Here is a 25,439-nt window from a genome sequence, read left to right as displayed (position 1 = left end):
CCACTCCTTCTTTTCTTACGCTTTTTCAATCGGGGCAAATTTAGCAAGCAGTCTTTTCACACCTACAGGCTGTGGAAACGCGATGTCGAGTTCCATTGAATCTCCTGAACCTCGCATACTTACAACCGTTCCTGTTTCCCACTTACGGTGTTTGACTTTGTCGCCTACTCTCCACTCCAGTTTCTCCCCACCAGAAGATTGATAGACAGGTGTAACCATTTTCTTTTTCGGTGCCATGAACGATGGCGTTGATCCTCCACCTGAGCGAGCACTTGCTCCCCACGGTACAGATGGCTTTTCTTTTACTTCTGTCTCGATAAGATCTTCTGGAATCTCAGCGATAAAACGCGATTCCGGATTCGTCGTCGTACGTCCATAAAGGGTGCGCATTCTAGCATTCGTTAAGAATAACTCTTCTTCTGCACGTGTGATCCCAACGTACGCCAGACGACGTTCTTCTTCCATCTCATTTTCTTCAAAAAGAGCACGGCTATGCGGGAATACCCCTTCTTCTAGACCCATCAAGAAGACCATCGGAAACTCTAGACCTTTTGCAGAGTGAAGCGTCATCAGAACAACAGATTCTTTTGGCTTGTCATCTGCTGCATCTTCATCGAGCTTATCGATGTCTGCAACAAGTGCCAGATCAGTTAAGAAGGCGATCAATGATTTATCATCTTGTTTCTTTTCAAAGTCTTGTGTAACTGAAATAAACTCGTCGATGTTCTCTAAACGGCTTTGTGCTTCGATCGTTTTCTCTGCTTTTAGCGCATCACGATAGCCCGTCTTGCTAAGCACTTCTTCTGTTAGTTCGGTCACAGAAAGAAATTCCTGCTGACGCGTCCAGTTCGTTACAAACTCAGAGAACTCTCTTAAAGAGTTCGTTGCACGAGCACTAAGACCGATCTGCTCCACTTCTTGAAGGGCTTGATACATGGAGAGATCATTGTTTGCTGCATACTGTGCCACTTTATCCATAGAAGACGCACCGATCCCGCGCTTCGGTACATTAACGATACGCTGAAGAGAAATATCATCGTCCGGATTCGAAATTAATCGAAGATACGCTAAGATGTCTTTTATCTCTTTTCTGTCATAGAACTTTGTGCCTCCGACGATATTGTACGGAATGTTGGACTTGATCAAAACTTCCTCAATTACACGAGATTGAGCATTTGTACGGTAAAGAATCGCGATGTCATTATACGAACGTTTGCCTGATGAAACAGCTTCACGAATCTTACCTGTTACGTAATAGCTCTCACCTTGCTCATCATCACCTTGGTAATACGTGATGCTAGCTCCATCCGTATTATCTGTCCAAAGATTCTTTGGCTTACGGTTCATGTTGTTTTCGATCACTTTATTAGCTGCTTGAAGAATCTTTTTCGTAGAACGATAGTTTTGCTCTAAAAGGATAACTTCAGCATCGTTATAGTCTTTTTCAAACGATAGAATGTTCGCGATATCCGCGCCACGCCAGCCATAGATCGACTGATCCGAGTCCCCTACAACACAAAGGTTGCGGAATCGATCAGCAAGCATCTTCACGAGCATATACTGCGCTCTGTTCGTATCTTGATACTCATCAACATGAATATATTGAAACTTGCGTTGATAGAACTCGAGTACTTCAGGTACTTTTGCGAAAAGTTGGATCGTCGTCATGATCAGATCATCAAAATCTAACGCCTGGTTCTTGCGCAGTCGCTTTTCATAGCCTTCATAAACTTCTTGAACAACACCTTCAAAGTGCCCGTTCGCCACTTTTGCAAAATCTGCTGCTGTTTTTAGTTCGTTCTTTAAAGAGGAAATCGCGCTTAATATTCCGCGAGGTTCGTATTTTTTCGGATCATAGTTCAGATCTTTCAATACAGCTTTTACGACAGACAATTGATCTGTCGCATCTAAGATCGTAAAGTTACGGTTGATTCCGATTCGATCGATATCACGGCGTAAAATTCGTACGCACATGGAGTGGAACGTAGAGATCCAGATTTCTTCTGCTACTGGTCCTGTAATCTTCGCGACCCTTTCTTTCATCTCTCGTGCTGCTTTATTTGTAAACGTGATCGCAAGAATATTCCATGGTGCCACTTCTTTTTCCATCATTAAATAAGCGATACGATGTGTTAATACTCTCGTCTTACCGCTTCCCGCTCCAGCCATCAATAACAATGGCCCGTCTGTATGTTTTACTGCAGCTCTCTGCTCAGGATTCAATCCTGATAATAGCTTTTCAATCATTTGTTGCATACTCATTCTTCATTCACCGCCCGAACATATATTCTTATTTTTATTCTTACTCATTTTTGAGATTTTATCAACTTTTACCCTTAACCGCTTCAACTGTTTCAATCGCAGCATTTAAGTTGTCATAAATAACGTTCCCAACGACAACTGTATCCGCGAACTCTGACATCTCTTTTGCTTGTTCAGCCGAATGAATGCCGCCTCCATAATAAAGAGTCGTGTTTTCAAGTACTCCTTTTACTTGGCGAACGATATCAACATCACCATACGTGCCGCTGTATTCCAAATAAAAGATCGGAAGCTTAAACATTTTTTCGGCCAAGCGGGCATATGCTACAACATCATCTGCCGAGAGATCTGTGTCGGCACTCGAACGTTCAGCAGCCGCACAATCTGGATTTAAGATGCAATATCCTTCTGTAAGAATCTCTTCCCAGTTCATGATGTCGCCAAATTCTTTTAATGCTTCTGTATGAAGCCCCGTAATGAAGTTAGCATCCTCTGCATTTAATACGGTAGGAATATAGTAAAAATCGAACCCTGGTGTAAGTGATTCGATATTAGATACTTCAAGCACACAAGGAACCGCATATCTACGGATACGTGACATAAGGTCTAACGTATTATCAAGCGTTACGCCACTAGATCCCCCTACGATAACAGCGTCCGTTCCGCTCTCACAGATCCGTTCAAGGTCACTGTCACTGATCTCTTTATCTGGGTCTAGCTTAAACACATGCTTCCATTTTTGATAATCAAACATTGTGTTCTTCCTTTCATGTTTAGAAACACCCGTGCTTGCTATTTTAACAAGCCAGTTCTGTACTTCTGCATTATAACAAAAATAAGGTTCTCACTCTATGATTCATCATGTGGAAAGATTGTGAAGTTCATACTGCTTTTTAGGAGGAATAGCTATGCTTATGTGGCATATCGACGACGAAATCATGCTAAAACAAGCAGACGTTAAAGAATCCGAAAACATCTATAGTTTGTTAGAAAAATCACGTCAACATCTTGGACCGTGGATCAGCTGGGTCGATTATACTCAATCTAGCGGTGAGATGCGGCAGTTTATTAAAACAGTGAACAAAAAGATGAAAGAACAAACAGACGTTGTTCTTTTTATATGGTATAGAGGACAAGTAGCAGGATCTGTTGCTCTATATGATATTAAGTGGCACAACCAGTCAGGTATGCTAGGTTATTGGGTAGGGTCTGGATTCGAAGGTCATGGAATCGCACAGCGCGCGGTAAAAGGAATGTTGATGTATGCCTATTACACGTTGATGCTGAATCGCGTTGAGCTGCGGGCTGCGGTTCAAAATGAAAAAAGCATCAAGCTCGCCCGCCGACTAGGCTTCCAAGCGGAAGGCGTAGTCCGTCAGGCAGAATGGATTCGCGGAAACTGCCGCGACCAAGTCCAAATGAGCTTGATGAAAAATGAATTTCATTAAATTTCAGGATTCAAAACGTATGAGACATAGTTCTGCGCGCTTTGTTCAACGGCTTCCTCTGACGCGCGAATCGCACTATGGAAGACGAATGGCGTGATATAACGCGTTCCGATTAAATTAGATGTCGCTTGGAACGGACGAAGCAGTTCGCTCATCGTATAGTGGTTGTAGCCTCCCGCTTGATAAGAGAAGTCTGGCCCGCCTGTTGAGATCGCCAGTACTAATTCTTTTCCATGAAGTGCATCACCACCAGGACCGTATGCCCAGCCAAACGCTAGCACTTCATCTTGCCATTCTTTTAATAGAGAAGGTGAGCTGTACCAATAGAACGGAAATTGAAGAACGATTCGATCGTGCTGCAATAGCATACGTTGTTCTTCGTCAACGTTCACTTTCCCATCTGGATACAGGTCATAAAGTTTTCGAACCGTAACATGATCTTGTTTTTCTATTTCCTCTGCCCATCTTTTATTTATTGTAGAGTTTTGTAAATTTGGATGTGCGATAATGACGAGTGTTTTTTTCATTTGTGAGTCTCCTTTATTAGGCTGTTTTCGTTTGCATTGAAGCTTTGAAAGAAGTTGATTTCCACTCCAGGTCGCTCGCTTTCCACGGGGCGTACGGTGAGCCTCCTGCCGCTACGGGCCTTTAGGAGTCTCCACCTGATCGCTCGTCCCGTAGGAGTCGGCAACCTTGCGTTACAATCACCTTGCAATGAGGCAGAAATAAAAGATTTAAAAGCCACAAATGCTTTAGAAACGGGAGCCTTATATGAATAAATTAACATTTGCTTGTACAAACAACTTAAATGATAAAAAAGAGAGCCCAATTATGATTCGAGCTGCCCTGCTGCTAGATGTGTTGCTTTTGTGAGTGCTTTTCCTTCTTCTTCTCCTAAAAGATCGGAGTACGTACGGTAAAGATCTTTCCATGCTTTTTCGAGATCTATTTGGATCTCAATTCCAGCTTGTGTTGGATGGATGTGTGACATCTTCCCCTGCACCTTACGCTCAGCAAGTCCCTTAACAACAAGCTTGTCCACGAATCTTGTGATCGTACTCGGTGTCATGTGAAGTTCTTCTGCTAACTCCGATTGAGAGATTCCCGGTTTGTCGTTTACGAGCATCATCATAAAGCCATGAGTAGGTGTAATTCCTGTTGGTCTAAACGATTCCTCGGCCATTTTGGAAATAACGCGAGAAAGCTTGTTTACGGTAAAATATAAGCAGTTTTCTAGATACTTTTCGGGCATTATAGCACCTCTTTTTACATCGTTAATGTTGTTTGTACATACAAATATAAATTGTAATGTGATTTCTGTCAATATTTTAAGTATATATAGGTGCTTAGCAGCCGCCAAGCTTACATTTTGAGGTTTACAGAGTAGGAAAACTACTGTGCTCAGCCTGAATCCTAAAGTTTTTGCTCTCAATCCACGAGTTTGGCTGCTCAATCCACGAGTTTTAGCGTTGAATCCTAAAGTTTTTACAGTTTATCCACGAGTCTACAATCCTCGACATCTATCGACAAACCCAAAACTCATCCCGCTGCAAGACCCTCAAAATGAACAAAAAAACCCACCACTCAGGCAGGTTTTCGGCTCATTATTTCGCTTCTTCCTCTTCATGAACGCGGTCAAGGACCATCGCGTATGCGTCGTTACCAAAGTTCAAACAGCGTTTTACACGTGAGATGGTCGCCGTGCTCGCTCCTGTTTCGCTCTCGATCTTGTGATAGGTTTTTCCTTCACGAAGCATGCGCGCCACTTCAAGTCGCTGTGCCAAAGATTGAATCTCGTTCATCGTACAAAGATCATCAAAGAATCGATAGCATTCTTCCATATCTTTTAGCGACAAAACCGATTCAAAAAGCTGATCTAATGCTTTTCCTCGTAATTTATCAATTTGCATGAAACATGCACTCCTTTTTATTGCATCTTAACCGAATCTGTCATTCCACTCGGTACAATGTTAATCCATGTCTTTCCTGGAACAAAAGCTCCACCGTCCGGAACGATTCTTCCATCTTCGTTTTTCCACGAAATGTTTTGTGCGACACCATTCTGAATCAGAATCGCATCTCCGCCTGACGTTAAATTGATCTCTCGTCTGCCAGCATCATCGATTACCCGGTGTGCCGCTTCAACAATGAATACATTGCTAACCGTAATGGGTGTTTCGGTTTCACGATCTATCGTTGGTTCATTGTTGCTGCTTCTCGCGTACGTCTTCTTCTTAATAGAGTACGTGAATCCTACTGTTTCCCCACCTGGATAAGAAATCTGAATCTCGTTTGCAGGCGTACCTTCTATAGCTTTAGCACTCTCAATTGTTAAAAATGAAAGCATATCCAGATCATCTGATTGCTCAGCGCCAATCTTCTCCATCCCTTTTTCGATATTTTGATGGGTGATGTAAGAGTTGTGAGGCGCTTTTCTAAAATCAGCCCGATTAAACAGAACACCATCGTACTCCATTCCGTTCAGGTGATCAATCGTTCCGCTATCGAGAATCTCCTTCGCTTCAGGACTGAATCCGTGTGCCACGAATAGTGCATGGTAGCCACGTGAGAGCTCGATGTAATAATCCCTCGCGCTTCGAACCGGTCCTACTATTTCTGGCATCTCACTATGGAAGATCGCCAAAAAGCGTGTAAGTTCTCCCTCAGCTAATACTTCGTAAACGATATCAGCTTTATGAAGTCCAGATTGCGGTCGTGCTTTCGGATGGTTGTTCACCATGACCGAAACCGCACGATGATCTACCTCTTCATTCGTTCCCAAACCAGTGAGTGGATAAACAAAAGAAAACTCCTCTTTTTTTGAATCCGTCGCTTCAGCTTTATCTACTTTACCTTCTTCTAATACTTTATCTCTTGCGCCTTTACATGCAGACAGCGTTAATACCATCATGATCGACATCAAGATGACGTACCACTTTTTCATTGGGCTCACTACCTTTGTATCGTATTATTTTGCCCAATCCTTTTCTATATTAACGCATAATCGAAGGAAAGAGTAACCCTTTCTTTTTTACATCGTAAATGCCTCTTTGCGTAATGCGGATGTATGGCAAGTGTGTGGATGAGAAAAACAATAGCGAGTAGATCGGATCTTCGTATTGATAGCCTCTTTCTCTTAATGCACTCGTTAATCTTTTCTCTTCTACCACTAGTTCTTCTATACTAAGATTCGACATTCCTCCCGCTAAAGGAAGTTTTATCTCAGCGACGATCTCGCCTCTCTCCGCAAGAACGATGCCTCCACCGACTTCTTTCAAGCGTTCGAACGCCACAGCCATATCTTTTTTGCTTTTTCCGATGATCAAAAGATCTCCCGTATTGGAATACGAGCTCGCAAATCCATACAGATTTTTCGCAAAACCCTTTACGACTGTATTGATTCTCCACTTTCCTTCTTTATCGATCAGCATTAAGAAACACTCATCCGATTCTTCGTTAATCTCTTCAGAAAAAGGATTGATCGATACATTATATGGCCGTGTGATCACACTATTGTACATTTCTATTCCAACGAGACCTGAAAACTGAAAATCCTCGTCTTGGAGGTCCCATGTGATCTCTCTTTTTTTGATGCCATGACCTTTCCAATCAAATTGAAAGTCACGATCGTCACTAACATCCTTACCGTCATGTTTCATCCATTTTCCTTTTGCCAAAACAGATTCAGGCAACGGATTTGTTACATCATCTAAAATATTCAGATGAGCGACCCGCCCTGCGGCAACCATGCCAAAGAGGTGATCTAGACCATAATATCTAGCCACGTTATAAGAGACCATCATATACGCATCCACTGGATCGAGTCCTGCTTCCAGTGTGATCTCTAGCATCTTATCAGTAACACCTTCTTCATAAAAAGCAGGTGTGGAACCGTCAGTCGTCATAAAGATTCGTTCATAGTTCGTGATACCTTCTTCTTTCATCTGACGCAATAATTTCGGCAGATCAGGACGAATGGAAGAATAACGAAGCGATACTTGAAGCCCAGCATTCAATCGGTCCATCACTTCTGTACCTGTCATCGCTTCATGATCACAATCCACACCGAGCAACGTCATCGCGGTTAATGTTTTCTCAGAAGCTCCTGGCAGATGTCCCTCGATCTTCTTACCCGCTTTCTTCGTCTTCAGCATCCAATGCAAAAGCGTATCATCGCCATGCAGAACGCGCGGCCAGCTCGTTAACTCACCACCTTGTAGAACATAAGGGCTTTCAAGCAGCTGTCTCACGCTTTTTTCCGAAAAATAATTCTCTTCTTCTAAGAGCTCAGTTTGTGCGTCATAACGGCACCACCAAAAGAAATTAGAAGGCAGATCGTTCACGTCCTCCATAAAAGAAAGCGCTTTCGAAATATTCATTTCAAAAAGCAGCATAAAGTTATCGGCTAAAAATAAAGACGTTCCACGCTGCAATGCATATCGCGAGAGCGACTGGGGATTATAAAGTTGAAACGGATGACAATGAGGTTCAATGTATCCCGGCACAACAAACTTACCTTCTAGATCTGTGATTTCCGTTCCTGTTGTATGTTCAGGCATCTTTTCGCCTACATAGACGATGCGGTCTTGAAGAATCCATATGTTTGCTTTTACCCATTTTTTTAGAGCTGTGTTCAAATAAGTAGCGTTTGTTAAGACAAGCGACGGTGCCAATTCACCTTGAATGACGGCCACTTGTTTGCGCATTTGCGCTTTTGTCCAAAAAGCAATGTGTTGGTTCATGTTGGATCACCTGTTTTCTCTCTGAAAATTTCGTTTTTTCAAGAATACCATATTCGCTAAGCAAATTGGTGAAAATTGAAAGGAGTATCACAATGAGACAAAATATTGGATTAGTTAATAGCATGATTCGTATTATTGCAGGTCTGACACTGCTTTCTGTTTATACAGCAAAACTGACAAGAAAACCTTACAAAGAGTCATACATCCTTATGATTTTAATGGGTGCGATGAAAGTAGCAGAAGGAATCGTTCGCTACTGCCCAGTGACTGACCTTCTTCACAAAAGCAAAGAAATGAACGACATGGATCTTGGTAACATCGCGGAAGAAGGTTCGCCGTTCAACCCTTCATAATAAGAAGGAGGCAGCACTATGCCCACTCATTCTTTATTAAAAGGCAACAGACCTCTGTTCAGTCTATTGGTCGTTGTCTTTATTACCCATCTTGGCTCGTATCTTGTCTTGCCTGTCCTTCCCATCCTGTTAAAAGTGGAAACCGGACTAACAGCAGCACAGATTGGGTTTACTCTCGCTGTTATCTCGATCTTCATGCAAGTAGGAAGTGTAGTCGGAGGCGTATTCGCTGACCGAACAGGCAGACGTTTTATCATCGCGCTTGGTGCTTTAATACGGGCTGGCGGGCTGATAGGTTTCGCTTATTTTTCAAGTTATTCACTCATATTGTTAACTGCTGCGATCAGCGGGCTTGGTCTTGGGCTCAATGCACCTTCCACAAAAGCATTTATTTCGTCTCTCGTTCAAGCAGATATGAGATCTACTGCTTTTTCATTACGCGGAATCTTTGCCAACATAGGAATGGCGATTGCAGGATTGACTGTTTTTGCTTTATTTACAGGAAGTTCAAAACTAATCTTCATCACCGCCGCTGTTATCTATTTAGGAGCAAGTGTGATCAGCTGGTTCTTCTTGCCTGCAGGCTGTGGGGACGAAAACTGCCGAGAAGTAAAGTGGAGTGAATATCGACAAGCGTTAAAAAACATTCCCTTCCTCGTTTTTGTGATCGCTACCATCTTTGTTTGGGCTCTTTACGTACAGTTTGCACTCGTGCTCCCGCTTCGAGCAGAAAATGTGTTATCTAACGGAAAAGATATAAGCATCATCTGGACCATCAACAGCATCACGGTCATATTGACTCAAACGCTCATTACCAAAAATATTATCCGAAACATCCATCCCCTCACTTCTGTTGGTATAGGGGCAATCTGTATCGGATCAGCTCTTGGAAGTTTGTATTTTGCGAACACTTTATTCTTCTTTGTTTTTACCGGTATCATCTTTATCACAGGCGAGATGTTGATCATGCCTACGTTGGATACATCGATCTCACAACTTGCGGCTGCTAAGTTTCTTGGCATGTTCTTTGGATTAGCAAGCGTCTTTACAGGGATAGGAGAAGCGATAGGAAATTCAATCGGAGGACGATTGTTTGAAGTCGCAGATGGCGGACAAAGTGCTGTTCCTTATGTGACGTACGTGATAGCAGGTTTTGTCATCTTTATTGGGATGCAGCTCTTACGGCGGTGGAAACCGTTGTCTATTATACAACCACCCAAACCCATGGCAACCGCAGCTCCGAACACGGACTCGGCCACGTCTCATCCAAATCCAATTAATGAAGGCTGACGAACAAGGTTTTGATCAACCATTGTCCCTCAGCCTTCAACATTCCATATAGGAGGTTAGCCATATGAGTTACGAATATTTAATGGATACAGCTTTTCTCTACATTCTGCTGATTGGCGGAATCATCGCCATCTCGTTTGTGTTTATTAAGAAGAGACGTGCGAAATAGCTCGAAACCCGATATCTTTGCGATAGAATGAGCCTTCGCACGTGATTTTCTTCATTTCTTTATATACGTTCTCCTGAGCTTCATTTAGTGAACGTCCTTTAGAGGCTACCAATAATACTCGGCCACCATCCGTTAGAAGAGATTCATCTTCTCTTTTCGTACCCGCGTGAAACACGTTAGAATCACCTTGAATGTTTTCTAGCCCACTGATTTCTTGAGCTTCTGAAGACGAAACAGGGTAACCTTCGGATGCAAGAACAACACCTAGGACGGATTCTTCAGACCATTGAAGTTCCGGCTTTTTGCCGTTTAAAAGAGAGAGAAGCAGATCAGCTAGATCGTTTTTTAGTCGAGGCAGAATCACTTGTGTTTCAGGGTCACCAAAGCGTGCGTTAAACTCGATCACTTTCGGCCCATTCTTCGTTAAGATTAAGCCTGCATAAAGAATTCCTGTAAAAGGAGTTCCTTCTTCTTTCATCGCAGCAACAGTTGGCTGAACGATTTCTTTGATGGCTTTTTGAATATGATCGTCAGAAATTTGAGGAACAGGTGAATATGCCCCCATCCCACCTGTGTTCGGACCCTTATCCCCATCATAGGCACGTTTATGATCTTGAGCGATCTCCATCGGAAGGAAAATTTCATCGTGCACAAAAGACATTAATGAAAATTCTTCCCCTTCAAGAAATTCTTCAACAACAACCGTTTCGCTCGCCGAACCAAAGCGTTTGTCTACCATCAGCTCATGTAGACCCTCTTCCGCTTCTTCTAAGGTCATTGCCACAATGACACCTTTACCTGCCGCAAGCCCGTCCGCTTTCAACACGATTGGTGCGCCTTTTTCTCGAACGTAAGCTAGAGCTTCATCATGATTCGTAAACGTTTCTGATGCAGCTGTTGGGATGTCGTACTTTTTCATAAGGTCCTTCGCGAACGATTTTGAGCCTTCGATCTCTGCTGCCGCTTTAGATGGACCGAAGATAACAAGGCCTTCTTCCGTGAAACGATCTACGATGCCTTCTAGTAGAGGCACTTCAGGGCCCACGAAAGTTAATCCGATTTCGTTTGTTTTTGCAAAAGTGACAAGCTCTTCGATGTTGGTTTCTTTGATGGAAACGCATGTTGCTTGTTGTGACATGCCTGGGTTTCCTGGTGCAGCAAACACTTGTGTGACGCTCGGGCTGTTGGCAAACTTCCACACGAGCGCATGTTCACGTCCACCTTTGCCGATTACAAGAACGTTCATGGTTGCTACCTCCTTTTTACAGTGTTTTCATGTAGTCTTTGAAAGCTGTTGATCTCCGTTCCAGGTACTCGCTTTCCGCGGGGCAGGCGGTGAGCCACATTCGTACGTTTCACGTATAAGTGTCTCACCTGCCCACCTGTCCCGCAGGAGTCTCGCACCTTGCACTCCGATCAACCTAATCAGTGAAGTTTATAGGTAATACTAAAGACTGTTGGCACTTTAGTTTGTTAGTCACGAACTGATGCTAAAGACGTTTTGAACTAATTCAGTAATTTAAAAGACTTCTTAATAAAACCTCTGAGAAAAGGCTAAGCGATTGTCTTTTAGATTTTTTCTTTTTGTACTACTTATGCAAGTTGATTGGAGCGGAAGGTTGCCGACTCCTATGGGACGAGCGGTCAGGTGGAGACTCCTAAAGGCGCAAAGCGGCAGTCCGAAAAGTGGAAGTGACTCGTTCAGCCCCGACAAGCAAAAGGGAAATGGGCTTGGAAGGCGCACTTTGACTTCTTGACCGTTTACCTTTTGACCTCGAGGGGCTAGTCACTGCAACTAGACAGGAGGCTCACCGTTCGCCCCATGGAAAGCGTGCAACCTGGAGCGGAAATCAACTACTTTCAGGAACTAACAATGCATTCGAAAACAGCTAAAAGAATTAATGATTAATGCTTAAAGTGTCTTACGCCTGTGAACACCATCGTGATCCCGTGCTCGTCTGCTTTCTTAATTGAATCTTCATCTTTGATGGATCCACCTGGCTGGATGATCGCTGTAACACCAGCGCGTGCCGCTGCTTCTACGGTATCATCCATCGGGAAGAATGCATCTGATCCAAGTGCAGAGCCTACTGCACGTTCGCCTGCTTGTTCGATCGCAATTTTCGCTGCGCCAACGCGGTTCATCTGACCTGCACCAACTCCTACGGTCATTTCGTCTTTCGCTAAGACAATCGCGTTAGATTTCACGTGTTTTACCACTTTCCAAGCAAGCTTTAGATCTTTCCACTCTTGCTCAGTCGGCTGGCGTTTTGTAGGAATCGTCACGTTCGCATCATCCAATCCGAAAGCGTCTTCCTCTTGAACTAACATTCCACCAGAAACGGTCGTGATTTTTTTTGCGATTCCTTTACCTTCTGATAAATCTAATTTTAATAAACGGATGTTTTTCTTTTTCGTTAGGATCTCTAACGCTTTCTCTGTAAATGAAGGAGCGATGATGATCTCAAGGAAAATCTCACTCAGCTTTTGAGCCGTTTCTTCATCAATTTCTGTGTTAGCAGCGATGATGCCGCCGAAGATCGATACAGGGTCAGCTTCAAACGCACGGGTATATGCTTCAAGAATCGTTGTGCCTGTTCCAACGCCACATGGATTCATGTGCTTAACCGCAACTACCGCTGGATCAACGAACTCTTTTACAATTGAAAGTGCCGCATCTGCGTCGTTGATGTTGTTGTAAGAAAGCTCTTTTCCGTGAAGCTGTTCAGCGTCTGTTAAAGAGAGCGTGTTCTTTCGTGGCGTCGAATAAAACGCGGCTTTTTGATGAGGGTTCTCACCATAACGAAGGTCCTGTTTCTTTTCATATGTTACCGTGTAGGATTCTGGGTGTTCCTCTTCTACAGCTGCTGTTAAATACTCAGCGATCAACGCATCATACGCCGCTGTATGACGGAACGTCTTCGCAGCAAGTCTGCGGCGCGTTTCTTCACTTACAGCTCCTGCACCATCAAGTTCACTCGCTACTGTCTCATAGTCTGCCGGATCGACAACGACGGTTACGTAAGCGTGATTCTTTGCTGCTGAACGAAGCATACTCGGTCCGCCGATGTCGATGTTCTCGATCGCATCAGAGAATGTAGTTCCTTCTTTGGCGATCGTTTCTTTGAACGGATATAGGTTTACGACTACAAGATCGATCGGAGAGATCTCATTTTCTGTCATCGCTGTTTGATGTGTCTCATTATCACGAACAGCGAGTAAACCGCCGTGAATTTTTGGATGAAGCGTTTTTACACGTCCGTCCATGATCTCTGGAAAACCAGTCACTTCAGAAATACCGATTACAGGTATTCCTGCGTCTTGTAACGCTTTTTTTGTTCCGCCTGTAGAGATGATCTCTACGCCGTGTTGAGCTAGTTTTTCTGCAAAATGAAGTAATCCTTCTTTATTTGAAACGCTTATGAGTGCACGTTTGATCGTCAATGTAAGAAGCCTCCTACGGTGTCTTTTTGTAATAGTTTGTTGATGATGGCTGGGTACAATTGGTGTTCCGCTTTTTGTATGCGTTGCTGTAAGGTTTGCTCTGTATCGCCAGGCAATACGGGGATGCGAACTTGTTCGATGATCGGCCCTGTATCCATGCCACTGTCCACATAATGAACCGTTACACCTGTTTCAGAAACGTTAGCTTTCAGAGCTTGTCCGACCGCATCTTTACCAGGAAAGGCTGGCAGATACGACGGATGGATATTGATGATACAGCCTTCATACGCTTTTAATAATACCTCACCAACAAGCCTCATATATCCTGCGAGAACGATAAATTCTACTCCATAGGATTGAAGTTCAGAAACGATTTCTTTTTCAAAATCAGCTTTTGATGCAAATGTTTTTGGCAAGAACGAGTACGTCGGAATTCCGAAGTGGCGCGCACGATCGATTACCTTCGCCCCCGGTTTATCACATACTAAAAGCTCGATATCCGCTTGAAGCTCGCCTGCTTCAACCGCGTCTATGATGGCTTGAAAGTTACTTCCGCTTCCAGAAGCAAATACAGCTATTTTTTTCATTCGATGTTTCCTCCGCCAAAGATCACGCCTTCACCTTGCTTCACGCGGCCGATGATGTAAGGCTTCTCGCCTGTTTCTTCTAAAAGGCGGATGATCGGGAGCATATTTTCTTCTGAAACCGAGAGCACCATTCCAATTCCCATGTTAAACGTTGTGAACATTTCTTTGCGTGTCAGGTTTCCTTTTTCTTCGATCAGATCAAAGATTGCAGGTACCGGCCATGAACCATAATCTACTTCTGCCGCCAGACCTTCTGGCAGCATGCGTGGGATGTTTTCAATGAATCCGCCGCCTGTAATATGAGCAACACCGTTCACATCAAACTGATTGAACACTTCAAGCAAGGGTTTTACATAGATGCGAGTAGGTGTTAACAGCTCTTCACCTAATGCTTTAGATAAACTATCAATATGTTGGTTCAGATCAAGTCCTGCGTTTTCTAATAAAACTTTACGAACGAGTGAAAAGCCGTTGGAATGAAGACCGTTTGAAGCAAGGCCGATCAATACATCGTTCTCGGAGATAGCAGCGCCGTTGATCAGCTTCGATTTCTCGGCGATTCCAACCGTAAATCCAGCAAGATCATACTCTTCACTGTCATACATGCCAGGCATCTCTGCCGTTTCCCCGCCGATGAGCGCACATCCCGCTTGTTCACAGCCATCAGCAATTCCACTAACGATCTGTTCAATCTTTTCAGGGTGAAGCGTGCCGCAAGCAATATAGTCCAGGAAATAAAGCGGCTCAGCACCTTGCGCCACGATATCATTCACACACATCGCAACGGCATCTACACCGATCGTGTCATGCTTATCCGCCATGAACGCAAGCATCAGTTTCGTACCTACTCCGTCTGTTCCGGAAATGAGCACCGGCTCTTTATGTGAGAATCCGGATAGATCGAACATCGCCCCAAATCCACCAAGACCCGCTAATACTTCCGGACGCTTTGTTCTCTGTGCATGTTTCTTGATACGATCAACCGCTTCATATCCTGCTTCGATGTTCACGCCTGCTTGCTTATATGCTTCTGCCATCGTCTTCTCCCCCTTTAAACAAGCTCTTTTTCATATGGTAAAACAGTATCTGGATAAATTTCTGTTGGATATCGCCCTGTAAAACAAGCTAAACATTGTCCGCAGTTCGGCTCGGCATTCGATCGTCCAATACCTTCCATTAATCCTTCTACGGAGATAAACGATAAGGAATCAGCACCAATAATCTCACGAATCTCATCAACTGAATGCTTAGATGCGATCAGTTCTGCGCGTTCGGACGTATCAATGCCGTAATAGCATGGATGTGCAATAGGTGGCGCTGTAATGCGTACGTGAACTTCTGTAGCGCCCGCAGCACGCAGCATCTTCACGATTCGTCGGCTCGTCGTTCCGCGTACGATTGAGTCATCGACCATCACGACACGCTTTCCTTCTACGATTCCTCGAACCGGGGAAAGCTTCATCTTTACACCAAGTTCACGAAGCTCTTGAGAAGGCTGGATGAACGTACGACCGACATAACGATTTTTGATCAAACCGATCTCATACGGAATACCGGATGCTTCCGCATAACCGATCGCAGCTGAGATACTAGAATCAGGCACACCGGTTACAACATCCGCTTCAATCGGCGCTTCTTCATACATCTTTTTCCCAAGACTTTTACGAGCCGCATGAACATTGATTCCTTCGATGTTGCTGTCTGGTCGTGAAAAATAAATATATTCCATCGAACACATGGAGCGTTGAACAGAAGTCGAGAACGTATCAACTCTTAGCCCATCTTCATTAATGATTAAAAGTTCTCCCGGCTGCACATCACGCACGTATGTTGCCCCAACTACATCGAACGCACACGTTTCAGAAGCGACCACATACGCATCACCTAGCATACCGAGTGACAATGGGCGTAAGCCGTTCGGATCAAGCGCAACCATCATCTCGTTCTCCGTCATCACTAAGAATGCATACGCACCTTTTAGCATCGTTAAAGCGTTCTGTACTTTTTCTTTTAGTGTAAAATAACCGCTGCGCTTGATCAGATGAGCAAGCACTTCCGTATCTGAAGTGGTTTGAAAGATGCTTCCTTGCGATTCTAGCTGATGTTTTAACGCGTTGGCATTTACAAGGTTTCCGTTATGAGCAAGTGCAAGTGAACTTGTTTGCGAACGGAATAAGAGTGGCTGAACATTTGCAAGTTCATTACCTCCTGCCGTGGAATACCGAACATGACCGATTGCACCATGTCCGATCAAGCCTTCGAGCTCCCCTTTGCTGAACACATCGTTAACAAGTCCGCTTCCTTTATGTGTTCTCAGGCGCTCACCGTCTGTTACAACGATACCTGCTCCTTCTTGTCCGCGGTGCTGCAAACTGTGCAGACCGTAATACGTGAGTTGTGCGGCATCTGGGTGACCCCAGATCCCGAACACACCACATTCTTCGTTTAAGCCTTTGATGTCAGCAAGCATGGAATAGCTCCTTTCCAGGCGTCTTGCATCTCCTGGAGCGTGCAGGATAACAACTCTTCACCCTGCTCATTATCGATCGCTAGACCGCTCTCAGAACGTACAAAACCTATAATTTTTGCGTCTTTTACAAGCTGTTGGAACTCATCTTGATGTTCAGGTTTTACAGTGACTAAGAAACGGGATTGAGATTCTCCGAAAAGACTTCCGATCGGCTCATCTGTTAACGTCACGCTCGCTCCTACTTTACCGTCCATCACAGACTCAGCAAGTGCAACAGATAGTCCGCCTTCTGCAACGTCATGCGCAGATTGGATCAAGCCTTTTTGAATCGCTGCTAAAAGCTCACGCTGTCTTGTTTCTTCCACTTCTAGATCGATGTGAGGCGCTTTACCAAAAATGCGTCCTTCTTTCATCTTCTGAAGCTCACTTCCGCCAAACTCAGCCTTGCTCTCACCAACTAGATAGATGATATCGCCCGCTTCTTTAAAGCTTTGCGTCACGATGTGATTCGTATCTTCAATAAGCCCGACCATACCGATTACTGGCGTCGGATAAACAGCTACCCCGTTCGTTTCGTTATAAAGAGACACGTTTCCACCGATAACTGGTGTTGCAAGTTTGTTGCATGCCGCACTCATTCCGTCAGCTGATTTCTCTAGCTGCCAGAAGATCTCAGGCTTTTCAGGATTTCCGTAGTTCAAACAGTCTGTCACCGCAAGAGGCTGTGCTCCTGAACATACTAGATTACGAGCTGCTTCAGCAACAGCAATCATCCCACCCACTTCTGGATCGAGATAGAGATAGCGAGAGTTACAGTCTGTTGTCATCGCTAACGCTTTTTTCGTTCCACGGATACGGACGACTGCTGCATCCGATCCAGGTGCTACGACCGTATTCGTACGCACCATGTAGTCGTACTGGTTGTAAATCCACTCTTTACTCGCGATCGTCGGCTGCTTCAAAAGAGATAGCAACGTAGATTTGAAGCTAGTAATCTCTGGGAAGTAGTCTGCTTGCGCTTGGAACTCGCCATAATAAGCAGGTTCTTTTGATGGCTTATGATAAACCGGAGCATCTTCTGCAAGAGCATCTACCGGTACATCTGCAACGATCTCACCTTGGTGAGTAAGACGCAGTACTTGTTCTTCAATAACCGTTCCAACCGTTACGCAATCAAGATCCCATTTTGCAAAGATCTTTTCCACTTCATGCTCACGGCCTTTTTCAACAACTAACAGCATGCGCTCTTGAGATTCGGAAAGCATCATCTCATAAGCTGTCATTCCTGTTTCACGCTGTGGAATAAGATCAAGGTTCATCTCGATTCCCATACCCGCTTTACTCGCCATCTCAGCGGACGAACTTGTAAGACCTGCCGCACCCATATCTTGTATCCCAACAAGTGCATCACAATTGTGAATTAGCTCTAGGCACGCTTCCATAACGAGTTTCTCCATAAAAGGATCTCCAACTTGAACGGCTGGACGCTTTTCTTCTGACGCTTCAGAAAGCTCTTCCGATGCAAACGTTGCACCGTGGATTCCGTCACGGCCCGTTTTCGCCCCAACGTACATGACAGAGTTTCCTGCACCCTTCGCTTGACCTTTCTTGATGTCTTTATGGTCGATCAGACCGACACACATCGCGTTCACAAGTGGATTGCCTTCGTACGATGGATCGAATTGAACTTCTCCACCAACCGTCGGAATTCCGATACAGTTGCCGTAGCCTGCGATCCCCGCTACTACTTGCTCGAACAAATACTTCACACGCGGAGACTCTAACTCTCCAAAACGAAGTGAGTTCAGCATCGCGATCGGACGCGCTCCCATTGAGAAAACGTCACGGATGATTCCACCGACACCTGTTGCCGCTCCTTGATAAGGCTCGATCGCTGAAGGGTGGTTATGCGATTCGATCTTGAAAACAACCGCTTGACCGTCACCGATATCCACGATTCCAGCACCTTCACCAGGACCTTGAAGGACGCGCTCACCTTTTGTAGGGAACTTGCTTAGAACAGGCTTTGAATTTTTATAAGAACAGTGCTCACTCCACATAACAGAGAACAGTCCTGTTTCTGTCCAGTTAGGAGATCTGCCGATAATCTTTTCTACGAGTTCAAACTCTGAATCACTTAAACCCATCTCACGGTATAATTTTTGTTCTTTAATTTGTGAACTTGTTGGTTCATGTTGCAGCGACATAACGTTCCCTCCAGCTCTTCACAATAGATTGAAATAATTTAAGACCATCTTTGCTGCCTAACAGCTGATCGACCGCGCGTTCCGGATGCGGCATCATTCCAAGCACGTTGCCTTCTTCGTTCGTGATACCGGCAATGTTTTCAACCGATCCGTTCGGATTGTTCCTATACGTGAAAACGATCTGATTGTTTGCCTTTAGCTGTTTTAGCGTCTCTTCATCGCAATAATAGTTGCCTTCACCATGCGCGACCGGAACGGAGATCACTTCTCCTTTTTCGTACTGAGTCGTGAAGATCGTCGATGTGTTCTCAACGACTAGCTCTTCTGGCTGGCAGATGAATTTCAAAGATTCATTGCGGCGCATCGCTCCTGGCAGAAGTCCCGTTTCTAATAAAATCTGAAATCCGTTACATACACCAAGAACTGGTTTTCCTTCACGTGCTGCTTTCACCACTTCTGTCATCACGTTCGAGAATTGTGCGATTGCGCCAGAGCGGAGGTAATCTCCATAAGAGAAACCACCAGGCAATAAAATACCGTCAAATTGATTTAAGTTCGTTGCATCGTGCCAGACGTACTCGACTTCAGCGCCGAGCTCATCTTTTACAGCATGATACATGTCAGTGTCACAGTTTGATCCCGGAAAAACGATTACAGCAAACTTCACTGTGCGACAACCTCCTCCACCTCGTAGCGGTAGTCTTCGATCACTGGATTCGATAAAAGCTTCGAGCACATGTTCACGATTTTCTCATCAAGATCGTAATCGCCTTTTTGAAGTGTTAACTCCAGATACTTACCAATACGTACATCTTCAACCTCTGACTGTCCCATTTTGTGAAGCGAGCTCATTACTGCCTTACCTTGCGGATCTAATACACTCTCTCTTAATGTTACATACACCTTTACTTTGTACATGATAAGCCTCCTAGACGTTGTAGTATTTTTTCATAAGCATCTGTTAAACTTCCTAACCCTCGGCGAAATACATCTTTATCAAGTTTCTCGTTCGTTTCTGCATCCCATAAACGGCATGTATCAGGAGAAATTTCGTCAGCGAGCATAAGGTTACCGTTAGCATCTGTTCCGAACTCTAGCTTAAAGTCGACGAGCTTTACGTTCTTTTGAACAAAATAAGACGTGAGTACTTCGTTGATCTGAATCGCTTGTTCTGAAATCTGACTGAGCTGTTCTCGTGTTGCCAAGTTCATGATGTCGATATGTTCTTCCGTTATAAGCGGATCACCAAGGTCATCGTTTTTGTAATAAAATTCGACGATCGTGCGTGGAAGGATCTGCCCTTCAGGAATTCCGGTACGCTTTGATAAAGAACCAGCCGCGATGTTGCGGACAACCACTTCTAAGGGGATGATGGTCACCTTCTTCACGAGCTGTTCGGTTTCGGATACTCGTTTTACGAAGTGGGAGTGAATTCCCTTCTCTTTGAGCAGTTCAAAAAGGATAGAAGAGATCTCGTTGTTCAGTCTTCCTTTTCCTGCGATCTCGGCTTTTTTCTCGCCGTTGAACGCTGTTGCTGAATCTTTGTAGCTGACCCAGACGATGTTTTCGTCTGTTGTGCGGTAGATGCGTTTTGCTTTTCCTTCGTATAGCTGCTCTAACTTCTCCATCGTGATCCCTCCGTTATATGAAGATTCCTAATATTCAATCTTTTAAAAAAGGCAAAGAGAAAGAGAGCTCAATAGATCACTCTCTTTTTAGTTGAAGTACTGCAAAAAAGCTTGTTTAATCTTCGAAGTTTGAAAGAGGTTGATTTCCGTTTCAGATACTCGCTTTCCGCGGGGCGTGCGGTGAGCCCCTCGCCGCTATGCGCCATTGAGTGTCTCACCTGCCCACTCGTCCCGCAGGAGTCTCGCATCTTTCACTTCAATCAACTTTTCAATGATGTGCAAACGTTAAAGATTTAAAAACTAACCATTTATAAAAGCAATTCTTCGTATATAAAACCCTTTAAAGCCCTAATCTGTCGAAGATTGTGTCTACGTGTGACAGATGATAACTGTAGTCAAAGCATTCAGAGATTTCTTCAGGTGTTAATTTTTCAGTGATTTTTTGTTCGGCTTCTACTAATGTTCTGAACTGTACGCCTTCTTCCCATGCTTGCATCGCTTTTGGTTGAACGGTGTCATACGCTTCTTCACGTGCCATGCCTTTGTCGATCAATTTGAGAAGTACGCGCTGTGAGTAGATCAAGCCGTATGTGCGCTCCATGTTGCGTTTCATGTTCTCTGGGAACACAGTTAAGTTCTTGATGATGTTGCCAAAACGGTTCAGCATGTAGTTCAGTGCGATCGTCGCATCTGGTAGAATCACACGCTCAGCTGATGAATGAGAGATATCACGCTCATGCCATAAGGATACGTTCTCATACGCTGTCATCATGTAACCGCGGATCACACGAGCCAATCCTGTCATGTTTTCAGATCCGATCGGATTACGTTTATGTGGCATTGCCGATGATCCTTTTTGACCTTTTGCAAAGAACTCTTCTACTTCACGCGTTTCACTCTTTTGAAGACCGCGCACTTCTGTTGCGAACTTCTCAATGCTCGTTGCGATTAGTGCCAACGTTGACATGTAATGAGCGTGACGGTCACGCTGCAACGTTTGTGTTGAGATCGGCGCTGCTTCAAGTCCAAGCTTTTCACACACATATTTTTCAACGAATGGGTCGATGTTCGCATACGTTCCAACGGCTCCAGAAATTTTACCGAAACGAACCGTGTCAGATGCTTGCTTGAAGCGCTCCACGTTACGTTTCATCTCTTCGTACCAAAGAGCAAGCTTCAATCCGAACGTTGTCGGCTCAGCATGCACTCCGTGCGTACGACCCATCATAACGGTATATTTATGTTCTTTTGCTTTTTCAGCAAGAATCTCAACGAAACGATCTAGATCTTTCGCTAAAATGTCGTTTGCTTGTTTAAGTAAATACGATAGAGCTGTATCAACAACATCCGTGGAAGTTAATCCATAATGTACCCATTTGCGCTCTTCACCAAGCGTTTCAGATACTGCTCGTGTAAACGCAACAACATCGTGACGTGTTTCTTCTTCGATCTCTAGGATGCGGTTGATATCAAACGACGCGTTTTCGCGAAGCTTCTTCACGTCTTCTTTCGGAATATCTCCTAGTTCTGCCCAAGCTTCACAAGCTAAGATCTCTACTTCAAGCCACGCTTGATATTTGTTTTCGTCCGTCCAGATCGCTCCCATTTCAGGGCGTGTATAGCGTTCAATCATTGTGTTACCTCCGTTTTGTTATCACTTAAAAATAGTGCGGACACTTTTTCTGCTTTTTCTAGTGCCTGTTCAATCGTATCACCTAAAACCGTGATATGCCCCATCTTTCGTTTCGCTTTCGCTTCTTTCTTTCCGTACAGGTGAAGTTTCGCTTCTCCTAAATTTCCTATCTCTCGTAACACAGTCTCATGATGTTCACCTAAAATGTTGATCATCACGGCTGGTTTTATTAATTCTGTATTGCCAAGCGGCCAGTTGCATACGGCGCGTACATGCTGATCGAACTGTGAAGTCTCACACGCCTCGATCGTGTAATGCCCGGAGTTATGCGGGCGTGGCGCTAGTTCGTTCACATAAATCGTACCGTCCTTTGCGACGAACATCTCTACGGCAAGCGTACCAACAAGCTCTAATTCCGTTGCGATTGACCCCGCTAGGAGCTTTGCTTGATCCGCTGTTGTGTTCGTGATGCGAGCTGGCGCGATCGTTTGATGCAGGATATTCTCTTTGTGTATATTCTCTGCGATCGGAAACGATTTAACCTCACCGCTCACACTTCTCGTTACGATTACGGATATTTCTTTTTCAAAAGGAATCCAAGCTTCCAGCACACAATCTGTCTCTTTTTCTAATAGTGTTGCTGCAATCTCAAGATCACTTTCTTGCTTGATCACAAACTGCCCTTTCCCGTCATATCCACCTCTGCACGTTTTTAATACAGAAGGGTAACCCAATTCTTCCACCGCACGTTGGAGTGAACGAAGATCGGTCACAGGGCGGTACGGAGCTACAGGGACACCTGCTTTTTGAAGCGTTTCTTTCTCTTTTAAACGGTGCTGAGTGACAGAGAGAAGACGGCTTCCCTGCGGTAAGTTTCCGTTCTCTTCTAACCAGTTCGCACTCTCTGCATCTATGTTTTCAAACTCGTATGTGACGACATCGCTTTGTTCTGCAAGCTTCTTGATGCCTTCTCGGTCGTCATAAGCTGTTGTGATCTGTTGATCCGCAACTTGCCCGCATGGTGAATTCTCACCTGGCTCTAAAACAACAACGTTCAATCCCATCTCACGAGCGCTCAACGCCATCATACGGCCAAGCTGACCTCCGCCAAGTATACCAAGTGTTTGTTGTGGTCTTATCGTCTTAAACAAGAAGCTCACTACTTTCGATCGCCAATTGTTGTGCTGTGGCACGGCGTTGTTTTAAACGTTGTTTGACTCCTTCATCATGTACGGCTACCATCTGTGCGGCTAGAAGTCCGGCATTCGCTGCACCAGCCTTCCCGATCGCAACTGTCGCTACAGGAACACCCTTTGGCATCTGAACGATGGATAGCAGTGAATCCATGCCGTTAAGCGCTTTGGATTGAACCGGAACACCGATTACAGGCAGGATCGTTTTTGCAGCGACCATACCTGGCAAGTGAGCTGCTCCGCCTGCTCCAGCAATGATCACTTCAATTCCTCTATGCTCTGCTTCTTCTGCGTATTGAAACATGAGATCCGGTGTACGGTGTGCCGAAACCACCTTCTTCTCGTAAGCTACTTCTAGTTCATCTAATAGGTCACACGCTTCTTTCATTGTTTCCCAATCTGAAACACTTCCCATGATCACGCCAACTTTAGCCATGGTAGCCTCCTTATTGTCAGAAAATATAAAAAAGTCCAGTTGGTATGCTTCTCCCTAATATGAGAGAAAGCAGCCAACTGGACATACGTATCCGAAAAAATAGACAGAAAGATGCTTTCCCTCATAGTCTGATGAAATAACGGTCATCAGGTAGAGACTTACGGGCCATATCCCCGAAATTATATGAGGGCTTTATTCTTCTGGTTTTATTGTAGCAATGATTGTTTTGTTTTGTCAACAAAAATCGAACATTAAGTTGTATATTACATTTAATGTTCGTGTTTTGGTCATTATTGAAGGAGTTTGCCTTCAAATACAATTCTTTGTTCCTTTACTTCTGGTTCCATTCTGCCGTTTCGTTTCACTTCATGGAAAACGGGCTCTTCCATACGTCTTACCGGTGTATAGCCCTCATCGGCCATTCGATCCAGACAATCCGAGATCGTTTCTCCTGCTTCAACAGCGAACTTCTTTTTAGAAGGTTTCTTCTCCATCTGTTACCTCCTGATACCCTTAACCCAAAATCCACCATGAAACGCTTTAGGTTCATGTGAAATAATAAACGCCTTCGGATCTAAATCCTTTACCGTATTATATAGGTTCATTTCTGATTTACGTGATGTTAAAATCTCCATCATCAACCGCTGTCCTTCACGACCTTCTGCAAGCCAGTTCGTAACACCATAGCCTTTGTTGCGAAGCTCGTTCGGCAAACCGCCTTCGAGATTTGTCGTAATTACGTTAACAGTAGTATATCCAAGTGCAAGCTTTTCTTCAATCTTCATTCCTACTAAAACACCAATTCCATAACCAACCGCATATGCAATCAAGTTTTGAATCTCATTCAAGTTATCAAGAACAAGCCCGAGGCCGACCACATAGATAATAACCTCGAACACACTAATAAAGGCAGCCAAGTACCTTTGCCCTTTCAACGTCAGGATCATCCTGATCGTAAAAAACGATACATATACAATATTGATCAATAAAATGATCCCAACCATGACGAACGCATTATCTAACATGATGGCAAGCCTCCCAAGGTGAAAAATACTTCGTTAAGGATAACACTTTTTGGACAAGTTGGAAACTGGAGAATTGATGCAAAAACAGTTGTGGTTTTTGGGGGAGTTTAGTAGGAAGTTTGGCGGAAGCCAAAGTTTCCTTTTTAGGTTTGAATACGAGGCTCGGCGTCTTGCCGAGCTTACTTTATGGGTTGAATGAAAGCTTGGCAGATGCCAAGTTTCCTTTTTGATGGTTTTAAGCTCTGGGTTAGGGGTGAGAATATGGTGAAGACTTATAAATATTTTTTGAGGACTTATAAACTCTGATGAAGACTTATAAATTTTTTTGAAGACTTATAAATTCATTTGAGGACTTATAAATGTGAAGGCAAGTAAGTTGGACCTTTCTTCTTTCATAAAAACTCGTTATTTATATCCCGAATGCACTGTTTTCAACTTTCAAATGATTCCAAAGTTTATTTTTCTAGCTATTTAATAATAAAACGGTAAAGAAAAGCAGCCTTTTTAAAACAAAAAAAAGATGGAACGAACATAAAGTTCGTCCCACCTTCT

General features: G+C 44.1%; 26 protein-coding genes and 1 riboswitch. Of the genes, 4 read left to right on the top strand and 22 right to left on the bottom strand.

The window, feature by feature from the left end; all coding sequences use genetic code 11:
• Nucleotides 1-15: 15 nt before the first annotated feature.
• Both pcrA and IHV09_RS14650 read right to left on the bottom strand, forming a co-directional pair.
• Nucleotides 16-2,256, bottom strand: coding sequence for a DNA helicase PcrA (gene pcrA / locus IHV09_RS14655; RefSeq protein ID WP_197132679.1), 2,241 nt, complete (start codon nucleotides 2,254-2,256; stop codon nucleotides 16-18).
• A 67-nt stretch (nucleotides 2,257-2,323) separates the two neighbouring features.
• Nucleotides 2,324-3,016: a heptaprenylglyceryl phosphate synthase gene (locus IHV09_RS14650; RefSeq protein ID WP_197264822.1), complete on the bottom strand. Its 693-nt coding sequence runs from the start codon at nucleotides 3,014-3,016 to the stop codon at nucleotides 2,324-2,326.
• Nucleotides 3,017-3,170: 154 nt separating this feature from the next.
• Between IHV09_RS14650 and IHV09_RS14645 the strand changes: the two genes are divergently transcribed.
• Entirely contained in the window at nucleotides 3,171-3,710 is a 540-nt protein-coding gene (locus IHV09_RS14645) for a GNAT family N-acetyltransferase (RefSeq protein ID WP_197132237.1), read from the top strand.
• On the opposite strand, the gene IHV09_RS14640 is transcribed toward IHV09_RS14645, so the two are convergent.
• The 5 genes from IHV09_RS14640 to IHV09_RS14620 form a co-directional block, all read right to left on the bottom strand.
• Nucleotides 3,707-4,237, bottom strand: a complete 531-nt coding sequence (locus IHV09_RS14640) for an NAD(P)H-dependent oxidoreductase (protein ID WP_197264821.1) — start codon at nucleotides 4,235-4,237, stop codon at nucleotides 3,707-3,709. The genes IHV09_RS14645 and IHV09_RS14640 overlap by 4 nt on opposite strands.
• Nucleotides 4,238-4,539: 302 nt before the next feature.
• Complete coding sequence (locus IHV09_RS14635) at nucleotides 4,540-4,962, bottom strand: MarR family winged helix-turn-helix transcriptional regulator (protein WP_197264820.1); 423 nt, start codon at nucleotides 4,960-4,962, stop codon at nucleotides 4,540-4,542.
• A gap of 352 nt (nucleotides 4,963-5,314) precedes the next feature.
• Nucleotides 5,315-5,620 (bottom strand): YerC/YecD family TrpR-related protein, encoded by a 306-nt coding sequence (locus IHV09_RS14630; RefSeq protein ID WP_066242834.1) that lies wholly within the window; start codon nucleotides 5,618-5,620, stop codon nucleotides 5,315-5,317.
• A 17-nt stretch (nucleotides 5,621-5,637) separates the two neighbouring features.
• Nucleotides 5,638-6,654 carry a DUF3048 domain-containing protein gene (locus tag IHV09_RS14625; protein ID WP_197264819.1) on the bottom strand — a complete coding sequence of 339 codons (1,017 nt, stop codon included), beginning with the start codon at nucleotides 6,652-6,654 and terminating at the stop codon, nucleotides 5,638-5,640.
• Nucleotides 6,655-6,703: 49 nt separating this feature from the next.
• A complete protein-coding gene (locus tag IHV09_RS14620) occupies nucleotides 6,704-8,452 on the bottom strand; it encodes an adenine deaminase C-terminal domain-containing protein (RefSeq protein WP_197264818.1) in 1,749 nt (582 codons plus the stop codon).
• Between the two features lie 92 nt (nucleotides 8,453-8,544).
• On the opposite strand from IHV09_RS14620, the gene IHV09_RS14615 reads away from it, so the two are divergent.
• From IHV09_RS14615 to IHV09_RS22830, 3 genes are all read left to right on the top strand, one after another.
• Nucleotides 8,545-8,805 (top strand): YgaP family membrane protein, encoded by a 261-nt coding sequence (locus IHV09_RS14615; protein WP_082861228.1) that lies wholly within the window; start codon nucleotides 8,545-8,547, stop codon nucleotides 8,803-8,805.
• Nucleotides 8,806-8,823: 18 nt separating this feature from the next.
• The gene (locus IHV09_RS14610; protein ID WP_197191954.1) at nucleotides 8,824-10,095 is read left to right on the top strand and encodes an MFS transporter; all 1,272 of its coding nucleotides are present in this window, start codon (nucleotides 8,824-8,826) and stop codon (nucleotides 10,093-10,095) included.
• A gap of 64 nt (nucleotides 10,096-10,159) precedes the next feature.
• Nucleotides 10,160-10,264 (top strand): EYxxD motif small membrane protein, encoded by a 105-nt coding sequence (locus IHV09_RS22830; RefSeq protein ID WP_328086095.1) that lies wholly within the window; start codon nucleotides 10,160-10,162, stop codon nucleotides 10,262-10,264.
• Here the strand turns inward: IHV09_RS22830 and purD are convergent.
• From purD to IHV09_RS14540, 15 genes are all read right to left on the bottom strand, one after another.
• A complete protein-coding gene (purD, locus tag IHV09_RS14605; RefSeq protein WP_197264817.1) occupies nucleotides 10,242-11,510 on the bottom strand; it encodes a phosphoribosylamine--glycine ligase in 1,269 nt (422 codons plus the stop codon). The two genes, IHV09_RS22830 and purD, sit on opposite strands and share 23 nt — an antisense overlap.
• A 5-nt stretch (nucleotides 11,511-11,515) precedes the next feature.
• Complete coding sequence (locus tag IHV09_RS22675; protein WP_255520101.1) at nucleotides 11,516-11,638, bottom strand: hypothetical protein; 123 nt, start codon at nucleotides 11,636-11,638, stop codon at nucleotides 11,516-11,518.
• A 531-nt stretch (nucleotides 11,639-12,169) separates the two neighbouring features.
• Nucleotides 12,170-13,708 carry a bifunctional phosphoribosylaminoimidazolecarboxamide formyltransferase/IMP cyclohydrolase gene (purH, locus tag IHV09_RS14600; protein ID WP_197264816.1) on the bottom strand — a complete coding sequence of 513 codons (1,539 nt, stop codon included), beginning with the start codon at nucleotides 13,706-13,708 and terminating at the stop codon, nucleotides 12,170-12,172.
• Nucleotides 13,705-14,295 (bottom strand): phosphoribosylglycinamide formyltransferase, encoded by a 591-nt coding sequence (gene purN, locus IHV09_RS14595; RefSeq protein WP_197264815.1) that lies wholly within the window; start codon nucleotides 14,293-14,295, stop codon nucleotides 13,705-13,707. The genes purH and purN overlap by 4 nt, the downstream gene beginning before the upstream one ends.
• On the bottom strand, nucleotides 14,292-15,332 hold the full coding sequence (gene purM / locus IHV09_RS14590) for a phosphoribosylformylglycinamidine cyclo-ligase (protein ID WP_197264814.1): 1,041 nt from the start codon (nucleotides 15,330-15,332) through the stop codon (nucleotides 14,292-14,294). Before purM ends, purN begins: the two co-directional genes overlap by 4 nt.
• Nucleotides 15,333-15,346: 14 nt before the next feature.
• A complete protein-coding gene (gene purF, locus IHV09_RS14585; RefSeq protein WP_137791368.1) occupies nucleotides 15,347-16,765 on the bottom strand; it encodes an amidophosphoribosyltransferase in 1,419 nt (472 codons plus the stop codon).
• Nucleotides 16,741-18,972 carry a phosphoribosylformylglycinamidine synthase subunit PurL gene (purL, locus tag IHV09_RS14580; protein ID WP_197264813.1) on the bottom strand — a complete coding sequence of 744 codons (2,232 nt, stop codon included), beginning with the start codon at nucleotides 18,970-18,972 and terminating at the stop codon, nucleotides 16,741-16,743. Before purL ends, purF begins: the two co-directional genes overlap by 25 nt.
• Entirely contained in the window at nucleotides 18,956-19,639 is a 684-nt protein-coding gene (purQ, locus tag IHV09_RS14575) for a phosphoribosylformylglycinamidine synthase subunit PurQ (RefSeq protein WP_197264812.1), read from the bottom strand. The genes purL and purQ overlap by 17 nt, the downstream gene beginning before the upstream one ends.
• Entirely contained in the window at nucleotides 19,636-19,890 is a 255-nt protein-coding gene (gene purS, locus IHV09_RS14570) for a phosphoribosylformylglycinamidine synthase subunit PurS (protein WP_137791366.1), read from the bottom strand. Before purS ends, purQ begins: the two co-directional genes overlap by 4 nt.
• The gene (gene purC / locus IHV09_RS14565) at nucleotides 19,878-20,600 is read right to left on the bottom strand and encodes a phosphoribosylaminoimidazolesuccinocarboxamide synthase (protein WP_197264811.1); all 723 of its coding nucleotides are present in this window, start codon (nucleotides 20,598-20,600) and stop codon (nucleotides 19,878-19,880) included. Before purC ends, purS begins: the two co-directional genes overlap by 13 nt.
• A gap of 340 nt (nucleotides 20,601-20,940) precedes the next feature.
• Nucleotides 20,941-22,233: an adenylosuccinate lyase gene (purB, locus tag IHV09_RS14560; protein ID WP_144704474.1), complete on the bottom strand. Its 1,293-nt coding sequence runs from the start codon at nucleotides 22,231-22,233 to the stop codon at nucleotides 20,941-20,943.
• Nucleotides 22,230-23,384 (bottom strand): 5-(carboxyamino)imidazole ribonucleotide synthase, encoded by a 1,155-nt coding sequence (purK, locus tag IHV09_RS14555; protein ID WP_197191970.1) that lies wholly within the window; start codon nucleotides 23,382-23,384, stop codon nucleotides 22,230-22,232. The genes purB and purK overlap by 4 nt, the downstream gene beginning before the upstream one ends.
• The gene (gene purE, locus IHV09_RS14550; RefSeq protein WP_066390815.1) at nucleotides 23,377-23,862 is read right to left on the bottom strand and encodes a 5-(carboxyamino)imidazole ribonucleotide mutase; all 486 of its coding nucleotides are present in this window, start codon (nucleotides 23,860-23,862) and stop codon (nucleotides 23,377-23,379) included. The genes purK and purE overlap by 8 nt, the downstream gene beginning before the upstream one ends.
• A gap of 104 nt (nucleotides 23,863-23,966) precedes the next feature.
• Nucleotides 23,967-24,069, bottom strand: a riboswitch (purine riboswitch).
• 83 nt (nucleotides 24,070-24,152) lie between these two features.
• On the bottom strand, nucleotides 24,153-24,356 hold the full coding sequence (locus tag IHV09_RS14545; protein ID WP_066390814.1) for an NETI motif-containing protein: 204 nt from the start codon (nucleotides 24,354-24,356) through the stop codon (nucleotides 24,153-24,155).
• A gap of 3 nt (nucleotides 24,357-24,359) precedes the next feature.
• Complete coding sequence (locus IHV09_RS14540) at nucleotides 24,360-24,887, bottom strand: DUF2179 domain-containing protein (protein WP_066390813.1); 528 nt, start codon at nucleotides 24,885-24,887, stop codon at nucleotides 24,360-24,362.
• Between the last annotated feature and the right edge of the window lie 552 nt (nucleotides 24,888-25,439).

It is taken from the genome of Fictibacillus sp. 23RED33 (genome assembly GCF_015903925.1).
GTDB lineage: Bacteria > Bacillota > Bacilli > Bacillales > Fictibacillaceae > Fictibacillus > Fictibacillus phosphorivorans.
The sequence above is the reverse complement of the archived record's forward strand: the minus strand, read 5'-3'. Positions and strand labels throughout refer to the sequence as shown.